At 65.5% G+C, this 19,267-nt stretch carries 19 protein-coding genes; 15 read left to right on the top strand and 4 right to left on the bottom strand.

What is annotated here, in order from left to right:
- Positions 1-101: 101 nt before the first annotated feature.
- The 6 genes from VZC37_RS14130 to VZC37_RS14105 all read left to right on the top strand — a co-directional run bounded on the left by VZC37_RS14130 (position 102) and on the right by VZC37_RS14105 (position 7,877).
- Positions 102-1,688 carry an MFS transporter gene (locus tag VZC37_RS14130; protein ID WP_330433219.1) on the top strand — a complete coding sequence of 529 codons (1,587 nt, stop codon included), beginning with the start codon at positions 102-104 and terminating at the stop codon, positions 1,686-1,688.
- A 307-nt stretch (positions 1,689-1,995) separates the two neighbouring features.
- Complete coding sequence (locus VZC37_RS14125; protein ID WP_330433218.1) at positions 1,996-3,252, top strand: ABC transporter substrate-binding protein; 1,257 nt, start codon at positions 1,996-1,998, stop codon at positions 3,250-3,252.
- Positions 3,253-3,374: 122 nt separating this feature from the next.
- Complete coding sequence (locus VZC37_RS14120) at positions 3,375-5,402, top strand: ABC transporter permease (protein WP_330433217.1); 2,028 nt, start codon at positions 3,375-3,377, stop codon at positions 5,400-5,402.
- A complete protein-coding gene (locus VZC37_RS14115) occupies positions 5,395-6,285 on the top strand; it encodes an ABC transporter ATP-binding protein (protein ID WP_431309413.1) in 891 nt (296 codons plus the stop codon). The genes VZC37_RS14120 and VZC37_RS14115 overlap by 8 nt, the downstream gene beginning before the upstream one ends.
- The gene (locus tag VZC37_RS14110; RefSeq protein WP_330433215.1) at positions 6,282-7,055 is read left to right on the top strand and encodes an ABC transporter ATP-binding protein; all 774 of its coding nucleotides are present in this window, start codon (positions 6,282-6,284) and stop codon (positions 7,053-7,055) included. Before VZC37_RS14115 ends, VZC37_RS14110 begins: the two co-directional genes overlap by 4 nt.
- Positions 7,056-7,157: 102 nt before the next feature.
- Positions 7,158-7,877: a TetR/AcrR family transcriptional regulator gene (locus VZC37_RS14105; protein WP_330433214.1), complete on the top strand. Its 720-nt coding sequence runs from the start codon at positions 7,158-7,160 to the stop codon at positions 7,875-7,877.
- Here VZC37_RS14105 and VZC37_RS14100 read toward each other — a convergent pair.
- From VZC37_RS14100 to VZC37_RS14090, 3 genes are all read right to left on the bottom strand, one after another.
- On the bottom strand, positions 7,835-8,716 hold the full coding sequence (locus VZC37_RS14100) for an LLM class flavin-dependent oxidoreductase (RefSeq protein ID WP_330433730.1): 882 nt from the start codon (positions 8,714-8,716) through the stop codon (positions 7,835-7,837). The genes VZC37_RS14105 and VZC37_RS14100 overlap by 43 nt on opposite strands.
- A 78-nt stretch (positions 8,717-8,794) precedes the next feature.
- On the bottom strand, positions 8,795-9,940 hold the full coding sequence (locus tag VZC37_RS14095; RefSeq protein ID WP_330433213.1) for a DNA adenine methylase: 1,146 nt from the start codon (positions 9,938-9,940) through the stop codon (positions 8,795-8,797).
- A 62-nt stretch (positions 9,941-10,002) separates the two neighbouring features.
- On the bottom strand, positions 10,003-11,193 hold the full coding sequence (locus tag VZC37_RS14090; RefSeq protein WP_330433729.1) for a DUF418 domain-containing protein: 1,191 nt from the start codon (positions 11,191-11,193) through the stop codon (positions 10,003-10,005).
- 78 nt (positions 11,194-11,271) lie between these two features.
- Between VZC37_RS14090 and VZC37_RS14085 the strand changes: the two genes are divergently transcribed.
- The 7 genes from VZC37_RS14085 (at position 11,272) to VZC37_RS14055 (ending at position 16,469) form a co-directional block, all read left to right on the top strand.
- Positions 11,272-11,856 (top strand): TetR/AcrR family transcriptional regulator, encoded by a 585-nt coding sequence (locus tag VZC37_RS14085; RefSeq protein ID WP_330433212.1) that lies wholly within the window; start codon positions 11,272-11,274, stop codon positions 11,854-11,856.
- A gap of 259 nt (positions 11,857-12,115) precedes the next feature.
- Entirely contained in the window at positions 12,116-12,997 is an 882-nt protein-coding gene (locus VZC37_RS14080) for an ectoine/hydroxyectoine ABC transporter substrate-binding protein EhuB (protein ID WP_431309427.1), read from the top strand.
- 20 nt (positions 12,998-13,017) lie between these two features.
- Positions 13,018-13,749: an ectoine/hydroxyectoine ABC transporter permease subunit EhuC gene (ehuC, locus tag VZC37_RS14075; protein WP_330433210.1), complete on the top strand. Its 732-nt coding sequence runs from the start codon at positions 13,018-13,020 to the stop codon at positions 13,747-13,749.
- A complete protein-coding gene (ehuD, locus tag VZC37_RS14070) occupies positions 13,746-14,390 on the top strand; it encodes an ectoine/hydroxyectoine ABC transporter permease subunit EhuD (protein ID WP_330433209.1) in 645 nt (214 codons plus the stop codon). The genes ehuC and ehuD overlap by 4 nt, the downstream gene beginning before the upstream one ends.
- Positions 14,391-14,454: 64 nt before the next feature.
- The gene (ehuA, locus tag VZC37_RS14065; RefSeq protein ID WP_330433728.1) at positions 14,455-15,216 is read left to right on the top strand and encodes an ectoine/hydroxyectoine ABC transporter ATP-binding protein EhuA; all 762 of its coding nucleotides are present in this window, start codon (positions 14,455-14,457) and stop codon (positions 15,214-15,216) included.
- Positions 15,217-15,243: 27 nt separating this feature from the next.
- Complete coding sequence (gene ppk2, locus VZC37_RS14060; RefSeq protein ID WP_431309412.1) at positions 15,244-16,086, top strand: polyphosphate kinase 2; 843 nt, start codon at positions 15,244-15,246, stop codon at positions 16,084-16,086.
- A 143-nt stretch (positions 16,087-16,229) separates the two neighbouring features.
- Positions 16,230-16,469, top strand: a complete 240-nt coding sequence (locus tag VZC37_RS14055) for a three-helix bundle dimerization domain-containing protein (protein WP_330433208.1) — start codon at positions 16,230-16,232, stop codon at positions 16,467-16,469.
- A 76-nt stretch (positions 16,470-16,545) separates the two neighbouring features.
- Here VZC37_RS14055 and VZC37_RS14050 read toward each other — a convergent pair whose 3' ends face one another.
- Positions 16,546-16,755 (bottom strand): hypothetical protein, encoded by a 210-nt coding sequence (locus tag VZC37_RS14050; RefSeq protein WP_330433207.1) that lies wholly within the window; start codon positions 16,753-16,755, stop codon positions 16,546-16,548.
- Positions 16,756-16,890: 135 nt separating this feature from the next.
- On the opposite strand from VZC37_RS14050, the gene VZC37_RS14045 reads away from it, so the two are divergent.
- Entirely contained in the window at positions 16,891-17,286 is a 396-nt protein-coding gene (locus tag VZC37_RS14045) for a DUF2784 domain-containing protein (RefSeq protein WP_330433206.1), read from the top strand.
- Positions 17,287-17,420: 134 nt separating this feature from the next.
- The gene (locus VZC37_RS14040) at positions 17,421-19,190 is read left to right on the top strand and encodes a BCCT family transporter (protein ID WP_330433205.1); all 1,770 of its coding nucleotides are present in this window, start codon (positions 17,421-17,423) and stop codon (positions 19,188-19,190) included.
- The last annotated feature ends 77 nt before the right edge of the window (positions 19,191-19,267 follow it).

Below are 19,267 nucleotides of genomic sequence, written 5' to 3'. Positions count from 1 at the left end.
GAAGCTCGACCGAGCACTGAAAGTGGCCCGAATGTGACTCTCGCAGCGCGAATTCCCGCACGTGAGATGCCCGCCCTCCGATGCCGGATTACGCTCTATGCGTGGTGGCCACGGGTTCGCGGACCGAGGACGGTGTGGCGCCACTGCGTGCCCCCATCGTTCTGGCCGCGCTGATCCTTGTCGCAGGTGTCGCGAACATCAATCTCGCCGTCGCGAACGTCGCACTTCCCGACATCGGCGAGGCACTCGACGCGAGCTCGACACAGCTGAATCTGATCGCTGTGGGCTATTCGCTCGGCCTGGCGGCATCGGTGCTCTACTTCGGCGCGCTCGGAGATCGTTACGGACGCAAACGAATGCTGGTGTACGGCATGACGCTGTCGATCCCGGCCTCGCTGGTGGCCGGTCTCGCACCGAACTTCGAGGTGCTGTTCGCGGCGCGCGTCGTCGGCGGCATCTCGGCGGGCCTCGCCTACCCCACGACGTTGGCCGTGATCACCGCTCTCTGGTCGGGAGCCAAGCGCACCAAGGCGATCGCGGCCTGGTCGGCGTTCGGCGCGGCCATCTCGGCGTCCGGACCGGTGCTGTCGGGTGGCTTGCTCGAGGTGTTCGACTGGAACTCGGTGTTCCTGGTGACCCTGCCGCTCGCCGTGGCCGCGCTCATCGGTGCATGGTTCCTGGTGCCGGCCGACGACGGTGACGTGGCCGCCACCCCGGACAACATCGGCGGTGTCCTGTCGATCGTCCTGGTGGGCGCGACAGTGCTGGCGCTCAACTTCGCGCCGCTCGGGAACATGGTGACGGCCGTCCTCGTCCTCACCGCGGTCGCACTGGTCGCCGCCGTCGCGTTCGTCATACGTCAGCTGCGCGTCCGGGTGCCGCTGTTCGACCTGCGCATCGCGCGCCGAAGAACGTTCTGGGTCGCCGCGGTCGGCGGCATCATCGTGTTCGGCACACTCATGGGCGCCATGTTCATCGGGCAGCAGTTCCTGCAGAACGTGCTGGGTTACTCGACGCTGGAGGCCGGGGCGATGATCATCCCGGCAGCCGGCGCGATGGTCGTGGTGGCGCCGCAATCGGCGAAGTTGGTGGAGTCCATGGGCTCCCGGTTCACCCTGCTCGTCGGTTACGTCTTCATCGTCGCCGGACTCCTGGTCGCGTTCCTCACCTGGGACGAAGGGGCATCGGTCTGGGCGGTCATCGGTGCGTACCTGCTGATCGGCATCGGCGTGGGTTTCGCCGGAACCCCGGCCTCGCATTCGCTGACCGGGTCGGTTCCGGTGCAGCGTGCCGGGATGGCGTCGAGCATGTCGGATCTGCAGCGGGATCTCGGTGGTGCCATCATGCAGTCACTTCTCGGCGCCATCCTCACCGCCGGCTATGCCAGTGCACTGTCGGATTCCATCGCCTCGTCGCCGGAGGCCGGGCAGATCACCGAACAGACCGAGTCCGCACTCACCAAGTCGTTCTCCAGCGCCGAGGTCCTGGCCTCCCGCTACCCGCAGTACGCCGAGCAGATCATGAGTGCCGCACGAAATGCATTCGTGGACGGCGATTCCCGTGCATACGGTGCGGCGATCATCGTGGTCGTCCTCGGCGCGATCATCGTGGCGTTCGGCTACCCGAACCATGCGAAAGAGCGCGAGGCGATGGCCCGCTACGCATCGCAGCAACGGCTCACCGACTGAGCAGAACCGGCAGATTCCGTCATGTCCGAAATGTGACGATAGGCGTTGTCACGTGCCGCGAGAACGCTTGACTTCCTGGACATCTGACCCACGTCTCGTTGTGGGTGACATTCGGGGACAGAACATTTGGGTTCCCAGAACAGCTTGACACGGCTGTAAGGCAGCGGCTACGTTGCGAGTGGTTCAGATCACATTCTGTCGATCGGGCCCCCGAACCGCCGCCGGCGGTCCGGCGCTCAACTCTGAAACTCGAAGCCCTCCCGGGTCGAACAGTCGTGCCCGGAACCGGCGGGAAAGGCATGTGAGTATGCGTAGGAGAACTGGTCGCGTCTTCGCGGCCGCCGTGGCCGCGGCGTGTGCGTTCGCCCTCGTCTCGTGTACCGAGGACAGTGGCGACAACGGCGGGGGTGCCGCAGACGAGAGCGGCGTCGCGGCCAGCGGCGAGCCGATCCGGGTCGGACTCTTCAATCCGTCGCAGGGTCCCGGCACCCAGCCCGGCGTCACCACCGGCAAGGAAGCCGCACTCGAGTACATCAACAACCAGATCGGCGGAATCGCCGGCCGTCCCCTCGAGATCATCGACTGCGGCATCGACCAGACCGCGCCGGAATCGACGATCTCGTGTGCGAACCAGTTCGTCCAGGCGGGTGTCGTCGCGGCGATCGACGGGTACAACTCGGAATCGCAGGCGGCCGTCCCGATCCTGACCTCCGCCGGAATCCCGATGGTCGGTCAGATCCCGTTCAACACCGCCACCGGTGCCGCTGCGGACAACCGCGTCTACTTCGGTCCTCCCGCCGCCGCATTCCTGGTCGGCTTCATGCAGTCCCTTCGCGAGGCGAACAAAACGTCGCTGACCCTCGCCAACGCCGATCTGCCGCAGGCGCATCAGGTCTTCGACACCCTGATGGTCCCGCTGGGCCAGCAGCTGGGCATCGAGGTCAACGGCATCTACTACCCGCCGGCGGGCCCCAACTTCACCGCTCTGGCGACGACTCTCGCCGACGGCGATCCGGCCGCGGCAGGTCTCATGACCTCACCCAACGACAACACCTGCACCCAGCTGTCGCAGTCGCTGCGCTCGGTGGGCTACCAGGGCACGATGTTCATGGCGGCGTGCACCGACTTCATCGACACCATGGGTGCCGACGCGGTCGGCGCGCAGACCTACTCGCCGATCTGGCAGCCGCCGTCGATGGACTCCGCTCCGGAGCCCGCGAAAGCCAACCTGGAGATCGCGGAGGGTTACGTCGAGGACACTGAAGGAACCGGCGGCTTCTACGCGTACGGCACCTTCGCCACGCTGGTCGACTTCGTGAACGGCCTCAACACGGCCAACGTCACCGACTTCACCGGACCCAACGTGCTGGCAGGACTGAAGGGGCTCACCGACTTCCAGAGCTTCCTCGGCCCGCAGCTCACCTGCAACAAGCCGACGACGCCGAACTGCACCACCGAGATGCTGCTGTTCGAGGTCACCGGGGACCGCACCACCGAACCGGTCGGCGGCGGTTACATCACCCCGAATCCGGATGTGCTCCGACTGATTCCGGGCGCCATCTAGCGCAACGGAATCCAGCGCAACGGTGAACAACCGGGTCGGGCGGCTACCCTGACGGCAGCCGCCCGACCCGTCACCGTCTCACAACCTCGCGCTCTCGAGCGCATCGATCGATAGGTTCGGGTATGGGTCAGTTCCTGCAGTTCGCTTTTCTCGGGCTCTCCGTCGGAGCCGTGTACGCCGTGCTGGCGTCATCGTTGGTCGGCGTCTACGCGGCGACCGGCATCATCAACTTCGCGCAAGGCGCACTCGGACTGTGGGCGGTGTATACCGTTGCAGCCCTTCGTACCACAGGCGACCTGGTGCTCCCGATCGGACGGATACCGATCGGCAGCGAAGACAGCCCCGTGATGATGTGGCCGGCGCTCATCATCGGCGTCGCATCCGCGATCGTGTGGGCGATCATCGCGCACTACCTGGTATTCCGGCCGCTGCGGCAGGCGCCGGTGCTGGCTCAGGTGGTCGCGTCCGTCGGTCTGATGCTCTTCATCCAGGCGCTGGTCCACCTCCGTTTCGACACCGACGACCTGCTGGCCCTGCGGATTCTGCCCGACGACACCGTCGAGTTCGCCGGTGCGGTCATCAACGTCTCCGACCTCATCCTCGCCGGAATCGCGATCGTCATCGCCGCCCTGTTCTGGGCCTACTTCCGACTCACCCGACTCGGCGTCGCGACCCGCGCCGGAGCCGAGGACGAACTCGCCGCCCGCCTCGTCGGCTACTCGCCGGACCGGCTGGCCGCCATCGTCTGGGTGATCACCGGTGCGGCAACGGGATTGATCGCCGTACTGGCCTCCTTCACCATCGGCCTCAACCTGACCAACTACACGTTCTACGTGATCCCGGCGCTCGCAGTCGCGCTCCTGGGTCGCCTCACGTCGTTCGGGATCGCCTGCGCCGCCGGGCTCGCACTCGGTTCGTTCCAGGCCGTCATCACCTGGCTGACGACCAAGGACTGGTGGCCGGAGTGGGCCCAGGCCGGTCTGGGCGATGCGGTGCCGTTCGTCATCATCGTCGTCGCGCTGTTCCTGATGGGCGGCCGGATACCGTCCCGCGGTTCGCTCGGTGAGGTGAAGATGCCGGCCGTGCGGATTCCGCAGATCCGGCCGATCCCGACGGTGGCCGTGCTCGCGGTGGTCGTCGCGGCCATCCTGTTGACCGACGGCACATGGCGATTCGGTGTCGTGACGTCGATCATCCTCGCGCTGATCGCCCTGTCGCTGGTCCTGCTGACCGGATACCTGGGACAGATTTCGTTGGCCTCCATGGCATTTGCCGGAGCCGCAGGATTCGCGCTGTCGAAGCTGACGGTCAACTGGAACATCCCGTTCCCGCTCGACATGCTGCTGGCCGCGCTGATCGCCACCGGCCTCGGGATTCTCGTCGGTGTGCCCGCGCTGCGCATCCGCGGCGCACAGCTGGCCGTCGTGACCCTGGCGGCCGCGATCGCGATCCAGGGATTCGTGTTCAACAACCCCGGAATCACCGCGTACGAAGGCAATCTGATCACCGACCCGTCGTTGTTCGGTCTCGACCTGGGCGTCCGTGACGGCACGAATCTGGTGACCATCAGGTTCTCGCTGCTGGTGCTCGTGGTCGTCACGATCGCCACGCTGATCGTCATGCGATTCATGGCAGGCTCCACCGGCCGCGCTTTCCTGGCGGTTCGCTCGAACGAGCGGGCCGCCGCCGCGGTCGGAATCAACGTGGCCTCCACCAAGCTGCTCGGATTCGCGCTGTCGGCGTTCCTGGCCGGGATCGGCGGCTGCCTGATCGGATACAGCCGGGGCCAGTTGTCGGCCGGGTCGTTCACCGTCATGGTCGGTCTGGTGCTGCTCGCGATGACCTATGTCGGCGGGATCACGTCGGTGTCTGGTGCGTTCATCGCCGGCATCGTCGGACCACTCGGCGTCGGCTACGTCTTCCTCAACCAGACACTGAACCTGGGGGAGTACTACGAGATCATCGCCGCTGCCGGACTGCTGTTGGCGGCCATCCTGAACCCGGTGGGTATCGCCGGTGCGTTCACCGAACTCGGTGACAAGCTGCGGGCCAGGCGCGGCCATGCCACGTCGACCGCCGCCGACGACGACGGTGGAACGTCCACATCGCTTGTCACACCGACGACCTCGAAGGCGGGACTCAATGCCTGACGCGATGACCGACACTCCTGTCGCCCCCGACGCCGAACTCCTGTTGCAGACGCGCGGTCTCTCGGTCCACTACGGCGGTGTCACCGCGAACGCGGACATCGACATCACCGTCGGTGCCGGCGAGATCGTGGGCCTCATCGGACCGAACGGCGCCGGCAAGACGACCTTCGTCGACGCCGTCACCGGATTCGCGAAGTCCAGTGGCGAGGTGATGGTGTCCGGGCAACGGATCGATCGGGCCTCCCCACATCGCCGGCGGCGGGTCGGCATGGCCCGCACCTGGCAGGCCGGAGAACTCTTCGCCGATCTGACTGTCCAACAGAATCTCGCCGTCGCGGTTCAGCGAGTGGGGTTGCGCGCGTTGGTCACCGACGTGATCAACGGCTCGCGGCCGGCCGCGGGCGTCGTCGAGAAGGCCCTCGATGTGGTCGGCCTGACCGATGTCGCGGATCGTCGCCCGGACGAGCTGACCCTCGGTCAGCAGAAGTTGGTCGGCGTGGCACGCGCGTTGGTCGGCGACACCCGGCTCGTGCTGCTCGACGAACCGGCGGCCGGCCTCGACACCCACGAGAGCCTGGCGTTCGGGGACGAGCTCCGACGGATCGCCGCCACCGGTGTGGGCATCCTGCTCATCGACCACGACATGTCGTTGGTGCTCGACGTCTGTGACCGCCTGTACGTGCTCGATTTCGGGCGGGTGATCGCCTCGGGGACCCCTGCGGAGATCCAGGACGACCCGGCAGTGGTCGCCGCCTACCTCGGCAGTGCCGAAGTGCAGGCGGAAACCCACGCGGAAGGGGCGACCGAGGCAGGCACGTCGCCCACGACGGCATCACCGACCACCGGCACCGACGCCGGCGACACCGGAGGGGAATCACGATGACCACGCCGACTGTTTCCGACGACACCACCACCGGGGGCTCCGGCCCCGCCGCACCCGTGCTGTCGTTCGACAAGGTCACGGTCGGTCACTTCGGTGTGCCCGCCGTCCGCGAACTGAGCATCGACGTGCACCCGGGAGAGATCCTCGCGTTGCTCGGTCCCAACGGGGCCGGTAAGACCACGACACTGCTCTCTGCCGTGGGGGCGCTGCCCGTCATGTCCGGAACGATCACCGCGATGGGCACACCCATCGACAGCCGCGTCGAGCGCAACGCCCGTCGTGGGGTGACCCTCGTTCCGGACAATCGCGGGCTGTTCCATCGGCTCTCGGTCACCGACAACCTCCGGCTCGCGCGCCGCAAGGGTGGCACACCCATCGATGTCGTCTACGAGTACTTTCCCAAGCTGCAGACTCTGCGGGGCCGTCGTTGCGGCAACCTGTCCGGCGGCGAACAGCAGATGCTCGCGCTGGCCAAGGCGTTGCTGACCAAGCCGTCCGTCCTGCTGATCGACGAACTCAGCATGGGACTGGCACCCGTCCTCGTCCAGGATCTGCTGCCGCGGCTGCGTGCCATCGCCGACGAGCAGAACATGGCCGTGGTGCTGGTGGAGCAGCACATCGACCTGGCGCTCGGCATCGCGGACTCCGCCGTCGTCCTGCATCATGGCAGGGTTGCGCTGGCGGGGTCGGCGCGTGAACTCCGGGCCGGCCGCGACCGGGTCGAGGCTGCCTACTTCGGCCGATCGGGTGGTGCGGACGACCCCGAGTGAGGGGCGTCCGGTCGGCACGGAATCATCACTGGTCGGAGTGCTGGGAACGACGGTCGTCGTGGTCCGGGACACCGGGCCACGACGAGACATCAGGAGCGCACTGTGACCAAGTCCGGACGAGGTGACGGTTCGCGCCGTCGGCCGCGGCCGCGCAACACCCGCAATCGTCCCACCGACGAGCAGCTGCTCGACGCGGCCCGCGCCGTCGTCGCAGACTTCGGCGTGGAGCGGTCGACGATGGACATGATCGCCGAGCGCGGTGGCACCACGCGCGTGACGCTCTATGCGCATTTCGGCTCGCGGGACGCTCTGGTGGAGCGGATGATCGCGCGTGAACTGGCCAGCTTCACCGACTGGATGGTCGCGGCGTACGACGAGAGCGAGGACATGTCGTACGGTGCTCGCGCCAAGCACTCGGTGGAGGCGACATTCGAATATGCCCGCCGCAATCCCGAGGGGCTGCGATTGCTGCTCGGTCGGCGGCAGGAGTCCGAGGGTCCCGGTCGGCAGCTGTACAAGACCCTCGAGCCGCGGGTGGCCGAACGACTGCGACAAAATTACGCGGCCCGTGGTGCGGAGATCGACGCCAGTGCGGACACGTTGGCGTCGCTGCTCATCGGCATCAGTCTCGACGTCTGTTATCGCGCACTGATCGTGGAGAGCGCGGACATCGACATCGCGTGCGACATCGCGGTGACGGCCACACTGGCGGTGTTGCGGGCGGTGCGGCCCGATCAGTTGCTGGCACTCGATGCCTCGCTCGCCGAGGAGGCAGGCGATCAGGCGAACTCGGCCGCCACCTCGGCCGCCCGTCGCAACTGATCGGGATCCGAGCTGGTCGGGATGAGGTGCACCTCGTCGGTGCCGATGGCGGCGAATCGTCGGAGCACCTCGACGAGTTCGGCGTCGGTCCCCGCCCATCCCGTCGTGGGGGCCATCGCGTCGACGAACTCCGCCGGAATCCAGTTCATATAGCGCCGCAGATGACGGTGGATCTGCGCACGCGGGCCGTCGCCGTCACCGAGGGCGAACCAGAACGACGTCGCGAGGTGCGGCCGGCGAGCACCGGCGTCCGCCCAGGCGGTCCGGGCGACATCGAAAAGCTCACTCTGCCTGTCCAGATCGAGGTCGAGCGTGACACCGGTGACGCCGTCCGCCCACGCGGCGGCGCTGCGGATGGTCTTCGGTCCGGTCGAACCGATGTGCAATTCGGGACCACCGCGCCTGGCCGGAGGCGGACCGACCGGCAGGACCGATTCGGTGATCTTCTCGCCCGCCCACACCCGACGCAGGATCTCCGCACGCTCGGCCAGGCCGCGCATCGTCTGGGTCGACGGGTCCGCACCGACCGCGTGATAGTCCTCATGCCGACCGCCGACGCCCAGACCGACGGTCAACCGCCCACCGCACAGCATGTCGCCGGTGGCCAAGGACTTGGCCAGCATCACCGGGTCGTGCAGCTGGGGCACCACGACAGTGGTCACCAGCTGCACCCGCTGCGTCCACACCGACAGCGCGCCGAGCAGGGTCAGGCACTCCGGGTTGTCGAACGCGATGCGCTCGCCCCAGCACAGCGACGAGAACGGCCCGTCGTCGATGCCGGTCGCCCAGGTTCGCAACATGTCTGCATCCAATGACGGTTCCATCACCGGCATGGTCATCCCGATCCGCACCGGGGTGATTCTGGCAGACCCGGGCGCGCCCGATGGGTGAAATGGGCACCCGGGCGGAGGGCGTCGTCAGAATTTCTCGACCAGGTAGAGATGCTCGGTCACGTGGGAGCTGCGGTCACGCAGATTGCGGCAGCCACGAAAGGTGTTGTAGCGAAACCGGAATTCGGTGAGTTCGCCGACGGAACGGAGGATGTCGATCATCTCCTCCGGAGCGATGAACCCGTCGTCGCTGAAGGACACGAGCAGGAACCGCGCGTCCAACGATCCCGCCAGATCCCGCATCAGGTCGGCGGACTCCCGACGGACGTTGTACCGGGAACGGTTCCAGTCGGTCGGGATCCCGGAGACCGGACTGATCGCGGTGGGCCGGCGGTAGTCCGTCAGCAGATTCAGCATGAAGTAGTTCGAGCCATACGGATGCTGGTTGTACGGGGGGTCGAGGTAGGCGAGGTCCACCGGGCCGAGGTGCTCGGGTAGGTCGTTGGCGTCCATCTGCAGGACAGTCGCCTCGGCGTGATGCCGGCTGAGCACCGGCGGCTCGAGCCGGATGGTGCCGAGAATGCGCAGCAGGGCGTCCTGGCCGGAACCACCGAACCGGCCGATCCCGGTGAGCTTGTCCTTGTGGAAGCCCTTGAATATCCCGGACGTGTTGGCGTGCACGGATGCCCGGGACAGCAACGGGCCCAGCAGCAACGGCCGGACGGCGGGTTCCTGCCGGCCGATGAGGGTGATGTACGCGTCGAGCCGGCGGGCATTGTCGCGGGTGTAGAAGACCCGCTCGCCTGCGCGGATGTGGTGGTCGTCGTCGGGGGCGTAGAGCTCCTCCACGAATCCGTCGACCGAATATCCCTGATCGACAACCGTATTGAGCTCGTCGACGATGGTGGCGAGGTGATCGGTGTCCACATCGGACCGATTGGCCAGGAAACACTCACTCATCACGCGCGCATACGATTCGAGGTCGTTCGCGACGATGCTCGCTGCCCGCGCCTTCAACAATCGGGAGACCGATCCGCTGCCGGAGAACGCATCGAGGATGACCAGCTTCCGCCCGAGCCTGGACTGGACCACCTGTGCTGCGTGATCGATCTGTGTGCGCAGTGCCCGCTTGTTGCCCAGGTAGGTCAGCAATTGCCCGGAGCGGTAGTGCGGATCCTCGTCGACGGCCGCGAGCGCGGCGTCCACGGTGGCCACCTCGGGGTCATCGCTCACCGGCGTCGTCACCTCGCGCTTCGGTCTCGGCGGCCGGGCACCGGCCGACCGCTGTCATCGTCTCACGACGACGAGTCGGCTGTGGTGTGATCGGCATGCTCCGCGTCGCGTCGTGGGGACGTCGAAGCGAGCCTCTCGTAGCCCCGATGCCAGAGCCATTCGAGGGGACCGCGTTCGAAGCGGGTCAGCCACAGATGCGAACCCAGCATCATCACCACGGTGATCGCCACGAACAATGCGATGGTCGCCGGGACGACGGTTGTCGGGTCGAGGCGGGCGGCCAACCCCAGCCCCCAGCCGTAGCAGACCGCGCCGGCTAGCGCGTTCTGAAAGACATAGCAGCTCAGAGCCGTGCGGCCGATGGGTGAGAGCGCTCGGCCGATGACACCCGGCGTGCGACCGCGGGCATAGAACCCGGCGATGGCGGCGAGGATGGCGAGCGCGACGCCGGGGGCGAATCCGTAGCGCCCGAGGATCAGGCCGGCATCGCCCCCGAATACTCCGGCGACGATGTCGAGCGGGAGTGCGAACCCGAAGCCGAGGAAGATCAGACGTCGGCGTAGCCGATCACCGCGGGGTTCGAGGATGCCCGCCCGCAGCAGCGCGGCACCGAGCAGGAACAACGCGATGGACATCGGCAGGATCAGGATGACCTCGGCGCGGAAGAGCGCCATGTTCTCGGCGCGGAAGACGACGAGGTCGACGAAACTGCCGTCGGCGTAGGGGTTCGGCGACAACGGGACGTTTCCGGTGCGCGGGGGCGCGGTGGCCACCGCCGCGATCACGAGGATCAGCAGCGCGAGGTGCACGGCGATGGCGACACCGATCGCGATGTGCTGCCGCCTGATTCGGGCCGACAGCAGGTATGCCACGAGCAGGCCGGTCGCCGCATAGCCCATGAGGATGTCGAACTCGGTGAACAGGAAGTAGTTGACCGTACCGTCGACAAACAGAAGCGTTGCGCGCCATGGATAGGCGCCCGGCCACGACTGACCTCGTCGGTGCGCGGACTGTTGCTGGATGGCCAGTCCGATGCCGAACATGATGGTGAGCAACCCGAGGAACTTGCCCTGTGCGAGTTGCTGGAGCGCCGTCTCGACGATCGCCCATCGGCCGGTGGCGCCGTGATCACCGTCGAGGTAACCGACGAACCCCTCCACGTTGGTGAAGATCCAGATGTTGGTGGCGAGCGTCCCCAGGATCGCCACGCCGCGAAGGACGTCGAGGGATACGAATCGTTGGGTGGTCACGATGCTCCTCGGGGCCGGACTACCTAGCACGAGCGTACTAGCAACAGACCTAAGTTAGCACGGTTGAGCTACCATAGGAAGATGCCGAAGCTCATCGATCACGCCCAGCGCCGCATCGAGATCGCGGAGGCGCTATGGCGTGTGGTGTCCCGGGACGGTGTCGCCGCGGCATCCGTCCGAGACGTCGCCGCCGAAGCGGGGATCTCGGCGGGCTCGTTACGGCACGTCTTCGCGACCAAGGAAGAACTGCTTGCCTTCTCGATGGAGTTGATCTACGAGCGGGTCGCCGCCCGGGTGCGCACCCATGCGACGAAACGCGATCCGCTCCGGCGGGCGGAGGCCGTTCTCGCCGAGGTGCTCCCACTCGATGACAACCGCCGCATCGAGATGCACGTCAATCTCGCGCTGGTCACCGAAGCGGCGGCGCATCCCGCGCTCGCGCGGGCAGGTGTGCAGGCACACGAAGGGCTACGTGAGCTGTGTCGCGGGGTGCTCGCCGATCTCGCCGACCACGGACTCGTGGCCGCCTCGCGCGACCTCGATGCCGAATCCATGCACTTGCATGCCCTGGTGGACGGGCTGGCTGTGCACCTTTTGCTGGGTCACAACGACCGTCCGACGCGGGTGCGGCGGCTCATCGTCGACCATTTGGCGTCGCTGCGTTGACGGTGCGCCGAGAAGTTCGCTCTGACTTGCTGTTTCGCCACGGCAGCAGATGGTGGCAGCGATCGCGTCGTTGAGGCGACTGCGGTCTCGTTCCCGTCAGGTCCGCTGAGCGAGCCCGACAGTTCGTGTTACGTTCACAAGGCAAACGAAGCGATCAAAGCGGAGAAGTTGGGCGTCGGTTCCAAGACCGGAGCATGGGCTCTGGCCTGCACGGCGGGTGCGTCCCGGCTCGTCCCGGAAGGCTGAGTTCATGTCAGTGATGAAGAAAATCCTGCATCGTCGATCCGTTCGCACGGTGGCCTGCGCGGTCCTGGTGGGTGCGAGCCTCGCGGCGTGTTCGTCGACCGATTCCGGCGGTGATTCCAGCTTGCTGGAACAGCTGCAGGAAGAGGGCGCGGTGACCGTCGGCTTCGCAGGTGAGGCACCGTATTCGTTCGAGCAGAACGGACAATTGACCGGCGCGACTGTCGCGCTGCACCGAGAGATCTTCGGCAACCTCGGAATCGAGACGGTCGAGGGAGTGAACGCCGACTTCGGCGCGCTCATCCCAGGCTTGCAGGCCAACCGATTCGACGTGGTCAGCGCGGGAATGTCGATTTTGCCTGAACGTTGCGAGCAGGCCTCGTTCAGTGATCCCGAGTTCAACTACACGACGGCGCTGATGGTGCCCACCGGCAATCCGATGAACCTGACCGACATGCAGTCGGTGGCCGGCAGCGGCGCCCGCCTGGCGACCATGACCGGCGCCATCGAGTCCGATTACGCGGAGAGCCTCAACATCGAGAGCATGCAGGTGGCGACACCGCAGGACGGCATGGATGCGGTGACCTCGGGTCGCGCCGACGTGTTCGCGCTGACCGGTATCTCGCTGAACTGGATGAAGAACAACAATCCCGACGCCCCGGTCGACGTCACCGAATCCTTCGTCGCCGTGATCGACGGGGTGCCGCAGGTCGGTGCGGGTGGCACCGTCTTCCGGACCGACGACCAGGAGCTTCTCGACGCGTACAACACCGAACTGGAGAAGATCACCTCCGACCCGGAGAAGTACCTGTCCATCGTCGGCGAGTTCGGGTTCACCGAGGAAGAGCTTCCCGACCCCGAACTGACCACCGAGGATCTGTGCGCGGGCAACATCTGAGGGGCGACGAGTAACCACACGTGGGTGACAACCTCGAGGCCTTCCTGGATGCCTGGCCACGCATCCAGGAAGGCATACTCACTACTGTCTATCTGACGCTCGGCGGTGCGGCACTGGCTTTCGTGCTGGCGATCATCCTGGGCGTGGCCGAAGGTGCGCGTCCGGTCGTGATCCGTGGCACCGCACGATTCATCGTCGAGTTCTTCAGGGGCACATCGCTGCTGGTGCAGCTGTTCTGGCTGTTCTATGTGCTCCCGCTGTTCGGCTACGAGCTGGATCCGATGTTCTGCGGGATCCTGGCACTCGGTCTGAACTACGGGGCGTACGCCGCCGAGGTCGTGCGGGGATCGCTGGCAGCGATACCCGCGCCGCAACGCGAAGCCGCCATCGCGCTGAACTTCTCGCCATGGCAACGGCTACATCGGGTCATCTTTCCCCAGGCCTGGGTCCAGATGATCCCGCCGCTGAACAACCTGCTGATCCAGCTGCTGAAAGGCAGTGCATTGGCCAGCTTCATCCTCCTGCAGGATCTGACGTACCAGATCGAGCAGCTGCGTCGGGGGACCGGCGACACGTTGTTCTCGTTCGGGATCGGACTCGTCCTGTACTTCTGCATCGCCTACGTCCTGACGCTGATCATGAATCTGATGGAGATGCGGGCCAAGTCGCGGCTCGGTGTCGGCCCGACGCTGCGTGAGGTGCTCAGCCTGCGTCCCGAGCGCGTCGACGAGAACGTGGGGGTGGGCCGATGAACGTCGACTGGAGTTGGGAGCGTGCCTGGGACTGCCTGCCGATCCTGCTCGAAGGCTTCAAGATCACCTTGATCGCCACCGTGCTGGGCTTTCTGATCGCGGCGGTGCTCGGGCTGGCGATCGCGGTCGTCCGACGGATCGCGCCGACGTTCGTCACCGTGCCCGTTCGGATGATCTGCGAATTCATCAGGCTGACACCGCTGGTGGTGCAACTACTGTTCGCCTACTATCTGCTCCCGCAGTTCTCTGCGCTGCAGATCGGCATCGTGGTGCTCGGCATCCACTACTCGACCTACATGGCCGAGGTGTATCGCGCGGGCATCGACTCCGTGCCGCGCGGACAGTGGGAGGCGGCGCATGCTTTGTCACTGCCGACCGGAAGGACATGGCGCGCCGTGGTTCTGCCGCAGGCGATCCGCAACACCACTCCGGCGCTGGGCAATTACGCGATCTCGATGTTCAAGGACACGCCGTTCCTGTTCGCGATCACGGTGGTCGAGATGGTCACCGCGGCACAGCAGTACGGCGCCCGCACCTTCCAGTATCTGGAGCCGATCACGATCGCCGGCGTCATCTTCCTGATCGCCAGCTACCCCACGTCCATCTTGATCCGAAAGCTGGAGAAGTCCCTTGCCTACTGACCCCGTGCTGCCCGACGAGAGCAGGCCCGATCAGGTCTCGTCTGATCAACCCGCGTCCGACTCGATGATCGTGTTCGACAAGGTGGTCAAGAAGTTCGGTGACCACGTCGTGCTCGATCATCTCGATTTCCGTGTCGGACGGGGAGAACGGGTCGCACTCATCGGGCCCAGCGGGTCGGGCAAGACCACCATCCTCCGCCTCCTCATGACCCTCGAGGACGCCAACGACGGCGTGATCTGGGTGGAGGGCGAGCCACTGACCCACCAGTACAAGGGTGACAAGTTGGTGAAGGCCTCCGAGAAACACCTGCGGATGGTGCGGTCCAAGATCGGGATGGTCTTCCAGCAGTTCAACCTCTTCCCCAACATGACTGTGCTGCAGAACATCACCGAGGCGCCGATCCATGTGCAGGGCAAGAGCAAAGCGGACGCGATCGCCCGCGCCCGCGAGCTGCTCGCGACGGTCGGCCTGCAGGACAAGGAGAACGCCCACCCGACGAAGCTGTCCGGTGGACAGCAGCAGCGGGTGGCGATCGCCCGAGCGCTGGCGATGGACCCCGACATCCTGCTGCTCGACGAGGTCACGTCGGCACTGGATCCCGAGCTCGTGTCCGACGTTCTCGAAGTACTGCGCAGGATCGCCGACACCACCGACATCACGATGCTCATCGTCACCCACGAGATGGGATTCGCCCGAGACGTCGCCGACCGCGTGCTCGTCTTCGACCAGGGCCGCATCGTCGAGGAAGGCGGCCCCGAGCAGATCTTCACCGATCCCCACGAGGAGCGGACCCGCGCCTTTCTCAAAGCAGTGCTCGAACACTGACCAAGTGCAACGAGATAGGGTCGTCCGATGGGCGACAAGGGCGGCAAGTCGAAGAAGCACGGGCAGTCCGGTGACCCGGTCACCGAACCGCTGACGAATGCGTTGATGACGAACAAGGAGTTCCGCAAGCATCTCAAGCCGCTGCACGCCGAGCTCGTCGCCATGCAGGAGTGGGTCCGGTCGACCGGAGCGAAAGTGTGCATCGTGTTCGAGGGCCGCGACACCGCCGGGAAGGGTGGCGTGATCAAGGCGCTCACCGAACGTGTCAGTCCGCGGGTGTTCCGCGTGGTGGCGCTGCCGACCCCCACCGAGCGCGAGAAGTCCCAGATGTACATGCAGCGCTACGTACCTCATCTCCCGGCAGCAGGGGAGGTCGTGATCTTCGACCGGAGTTGGTACAACCGTGCCGGCGTCGAGCGGGTCATGGGTTTCTGCACCGAGGAGCAGGCGCAGCAGTTCCTCGCCGACGCACCGGAATTCGAGCGTGCGATGGTCCGGTCGGGCATTCTGCTGATCAAGTACTGGCTCGAGGTGAGCGAGGAACAGCAGACACTTCGCCTCCAGAGCCGCATCGACGACCCGCGCAAGTACTGGAAACTGTCGCCGATGGACCTGAAGTCCTACACGCACTGGGACGACTACTCGCGCGCCCGCGACGACATGTTCCGCTACACCGACACCGGCTGGGCGCCGTGGTACGTGGCCAACACCGACGACAAGAAGCGCGGTCGGCTCGACATCATCACCCATCTGCTCGACCGCGTGCCCTACACGCCGCTCGAGGCGCCCGAGGTGAAGCTGCCGAAGCGCACCGTGGGCCGGTACGAGAGCCCGTCGTTGGCGCTCAACCGGGTGCCCACGGCCTTCTGAGCGAATCGGGAGTACTGAGCGAACCGGGGACGAGATCGCCTGACACCGCCCCTGAGCAATAAACGGACTCGGGTCCATGAACAGTCCATGAACAGAGTCCGCGTTGCCCGATAGCGGGGCTGGAGAGCTCCTAGGCTGGTCCCGTGACGGACGACGACGAACGCCGGCAGATCGGCGAGGTCCAGGAGCGACTGATCGAAGCCTATTCCGATCGTCCGAGTGAGACTGTGGCCGCCGCGGTCGAATCCGCATACCGGCATTTCGACGGCATTCGGGTGCGCGATTTCGTGCCGCTCCTCGTGGAGCGGCGGGCCAACTCGGAGCTCAACGGCTCGAACGGTATGGCCGACTCACACAACATCACGATGCACCACGACGCCTGAGCGACGGTCGATTCGACGAGCCCGAGCTCGCTACTCCTGACCAACTTTCGCCCCTTCGGGGCCGGCCGGCCGCTGGTCAGCTCTGTGCTGCGGTGAGGTGGTATCGCTGTTGCAGGCGCTGGATGTAACCGCGCACTTCGAACAGCTCTGCACGTTTGCCGGCGGTGCCGGCGGCACTACGGGGCACTCGTTCGAGGTCATCGACGATGGCGTCGGCCGCGCGTTCCAATTCGGTCACCAACTGACGTGCCTGCGCACGCGACGCGGCGTCGAGATCGTCGAGCATGCGGGAGATCGTAAGTCACCCGAACGATCATGGCCAACTCGAAGTTGCAGATCGATGTCGAAGCGCAGTGCGGATGAGACACGGAACGCGCATCCTGGACAAGCAGAGATGTGACGCAGCAGCAGGAGATGTCCCGTGTACAACGTCGTGGTCGGACTCGCGGTGGCCCTCCATCTCCTCTTCGTCGGGTATCTGATCGTCGGCGGGTGGATCGCGCTCCGTTTCCCGCGCACCATCTGGCCGCACCTGATCACAGTCGGTTGGGCCGTCGTGATGGTCACCAGCATCGTCGAGTGCCCGCTGACCTGGATGGAACGCCGGGCACGCGACGCCGCCGGAATGGCCGCACTGCCGGCCGAGGGATTCATCGACCACTACCTGACCGGTGTCCTCTATCCGGACACCGCGATGGTGGCCGCACAGGTCGCCGTGTTCGCCGTCGTGATCAGCTCCTGGGCGGCATTCTGGGTTCGTCGGAAGAACCTCGCACGAACCGCAACCGTGACATCACGACAAATCCGGCGAATGTAACGACTCGATTGCATCGGTGGCCATCGAGACTGTGACGGACGATGCTGAAGTTCTGTCGACGGTTCATCCGACACGTACACGAAACGAAGCAACGCACCCCGATACCGAGCCGTCGAGGATGGAGACGGCACCCCGTGGACACGCTTGCTCGAAAACTCGGCCTCAAGACGAACCCACAGATCTTCTTCTGGTCGGCCGGCCTGACCATCACCCTGCTCATCCTGTTCCTGGTCTTCCAGGACTGGGTGGGGGAGGCATTCGGCACCGGCCGCGAATGGATCGTCACCAATCTCGGATGGTTCTTCATCCTCGGCGTGACCGTCTGGCTGGTGTTCCTCATCTGGGTGGCACTGAGCCGCTACGGCAAACTCCGGCTGGGCGACGACGGCGACAAACCCGCCTATTCGAATCTGTCCTGGTTTGCGATGCTCTTCGCGGGTGGTATCGGTACCGTCCTGATGTTCTGGGGTGTGGCGGAACCGATTTCGCACTTCTCCAATCCGCCGTTCGAGGATGTTCAGCCCTACAGTCCCGAGGCGGCCGAAGATGCGATGAGCATCTCGCTCTACCACCTGAGTCTGCATACCTGGGCGATCTTCACGTTGCCCGGCTTGGCCTTCGGATACTTCATCTACCGGTACAAGCTTCCGATGCGCGTGTCGTCGGTGTTCTATCCTTTTCTCAAAGAACGGATCCACGGCCCGATCGGCAAGACGATCGATGTGGTCGCCATCCTGGGAACGGTTTTCGGTCTGGCGGTATCGCTGGGCCTCGGTACGTCGCAGATCAACGCCGGGCTCAGTGAGCTCGTCGGGCTGCCGAATTCGGTGTGGGCGAAGGTCCTGATCATCACGACCCTCACGCTGGTGGCGACGGCGTCCATCATCGTCGGTCTGGAGAAGGGCGTGAAGCGCCTCTCCAACATCAACATCCTGACCGCGGTCGGACTGATGATCTTCGTGTTGATCTTCTCCGACACCGTGTTCCTGCTGCGGCAGCTCATCGAAAGCCTCGGCACCTACGCGTCCGACATCATCCCGCTCGCACTCTGGAACGACGCCATGGCCGAGTTCACCAAGGACGGCGGATGGGGCTGGCAAGGCGGCTGGACCGTCTTCTATTGGGCGTGGACGGTGACCTGGGCGCCCTTCATGGGTGTGTTCCTCGCCCGCATCTCTCGCGGTCGCACGATCCGGCAGTTCGTCGTCGGGGTGCTGTTGGCGCCGTCGCTGTTCACCCTCGTCTGGTTCGTGATCTTCGGCTGGTCCGCCATGGAGATCGACGGCATCGGCGGCGAGGGCGGCACGATCTCTGCGGCGGTGGCCGAGAGCGTACCGCTCGCGATGTTCGAGTTCTTCGAGAACTTCCCGTTGACGACTCTGATACAGGGCATCGCGGTCGTCGTGGTGGCGTTGTTCTTCGCGACGTCATCCGACTCGGCATCCCTGGTGGTGGACATGTTGTGTTCCGGTGACGCCGAGGCGGGCCCGGTTCGTCAGCGTGCCTTCTGGGGACTCACCGAGGGCGCGGTCGCCGCCACGCTGATCGTCCTGGGCGGCGAGGCCGGACTCAGTGCACTTCAAGAGGTGATCACTGTTGTCGGCCTACCGATCTTCATCCTCGTGACGTTGATGATCCCGGCGCTGTACATCGGACTGAGGCATGAGAAACACAAGGTCACGCCGATGACGCACGACCAGTTCGTCCGCCAGTACTCGGATCAGCTCAACGGCAACGGAATCGGTGGTGCGGGTGCCGAAACTGGCTCCGCTGCAACCGAACCGGCCACCGTCACACCGGCCACGACGACCGGACCCACGGCTCCGGCAACGTCCGCCACATCTTCGACGACGAAGCCCGCTGGCTCGCGAGCGACCCCTGACCGCGATCCCCCTGTTCCCTGAGGAGCGAGCTTGCGAGCGTTCCCCTCGATCCCTGAGGAGCGAGCTTGCGAGCGTTCCCCTCGATCCCTGAGGAGCGA

The organism is Gordonia sesuvii, from assembly GCF_036350415.1.
GTDB lineage: Bacteria > Actinomycetota > Actinomycetes > Mycobacteriales > Mycobacteriaceae > Gordonia > Gordonia sesuvii.
Note: the sequence above shows the minus strand (reverse complement) of the source record. Positions and strands in the feature narration are given on the sequence as shown.

Excerpts from the sequence above, each read along its gene's own strand:
- VZC37_RS14125 (WP_330433218.1), top strand. The coding sequence starts at position 1,996 with ATGCGTAGGAGAACTGGTCGCGTCTTCGCGGCCGCCGTGGCCGCGGCG.
- VZC37_RS14120 (WP_330433217.1), top strand. The coding sequence starts at position 3,375 with ATGGGTCAGTTCCTGCAGTTCGCTTTTCTCGGGCTCTCCGTCGGAGCC.
- VZC37_RS14115 (WP_431309413.1), top strand. The coding sequence starts at position 5,395 with ATGCCTGACGCGATGACCGACACTCCTGTCGCCCCCGACGCCGAACTC.
- VZC37_RS14110 (WP_330433215.1), top strand. The coding sequence starts at position 6,282 with ATGACCACGCCGACTGTTTCCGACGACACCACCACCGGGGGCTCCGGC.
- VZC37_RS14100 (WP_330433730.1), bottom strand. The coding sequence starts at position 8,716 with ATGACCATGCCGGTGATGGAACCGTCATTGGATGCAGACATGTTGCGA.
- VZC37_RS14085 (WP_330433212.1), top strand. The coding sequence starts at position 11,272 with ATGCCGAAGCTCATCGATCACGCCCAGCGCCGCATCGAGATCGCGGAG.
- VZC37_RS14080 (WP_431309427.1), top strand. The coding sequence starts at position 12,116 with ATGAAGAAAATCCTGCATCGTCGATCCGTTCGCACGGTGGCCTGCGCG.
- ehuD (WP_330433209.1), top strand. The coding sequence starts at position 13,746 with ATGAACGTCGACTGGAGTTGGGAGCGTGCCTGGGACTGCCTGCCGATC.
- ehuA (WP_330433728.1), top strand. The coding sequence starts at position 14,455 with ATGATCGTGTTCGACAAGGTGGTCAAGAAGTTCGGTGACCACGTCGTG.
- ppk2 (WP_431309412.1), top strand. The coding sequence starts at position 15,244 with ATGGGCGACAAGGGCGGCAAGTCGAAGAAGCACGGGCAGTCCGGTGAC.
- VZC37_RS14050 (WP_330433207.1), bottom strand. The coding sequence starts at position 16,755 with ATGCTCGACGATCTCGACGCCGCGTCGCGTGCGCAGGCACGTCAGTTG.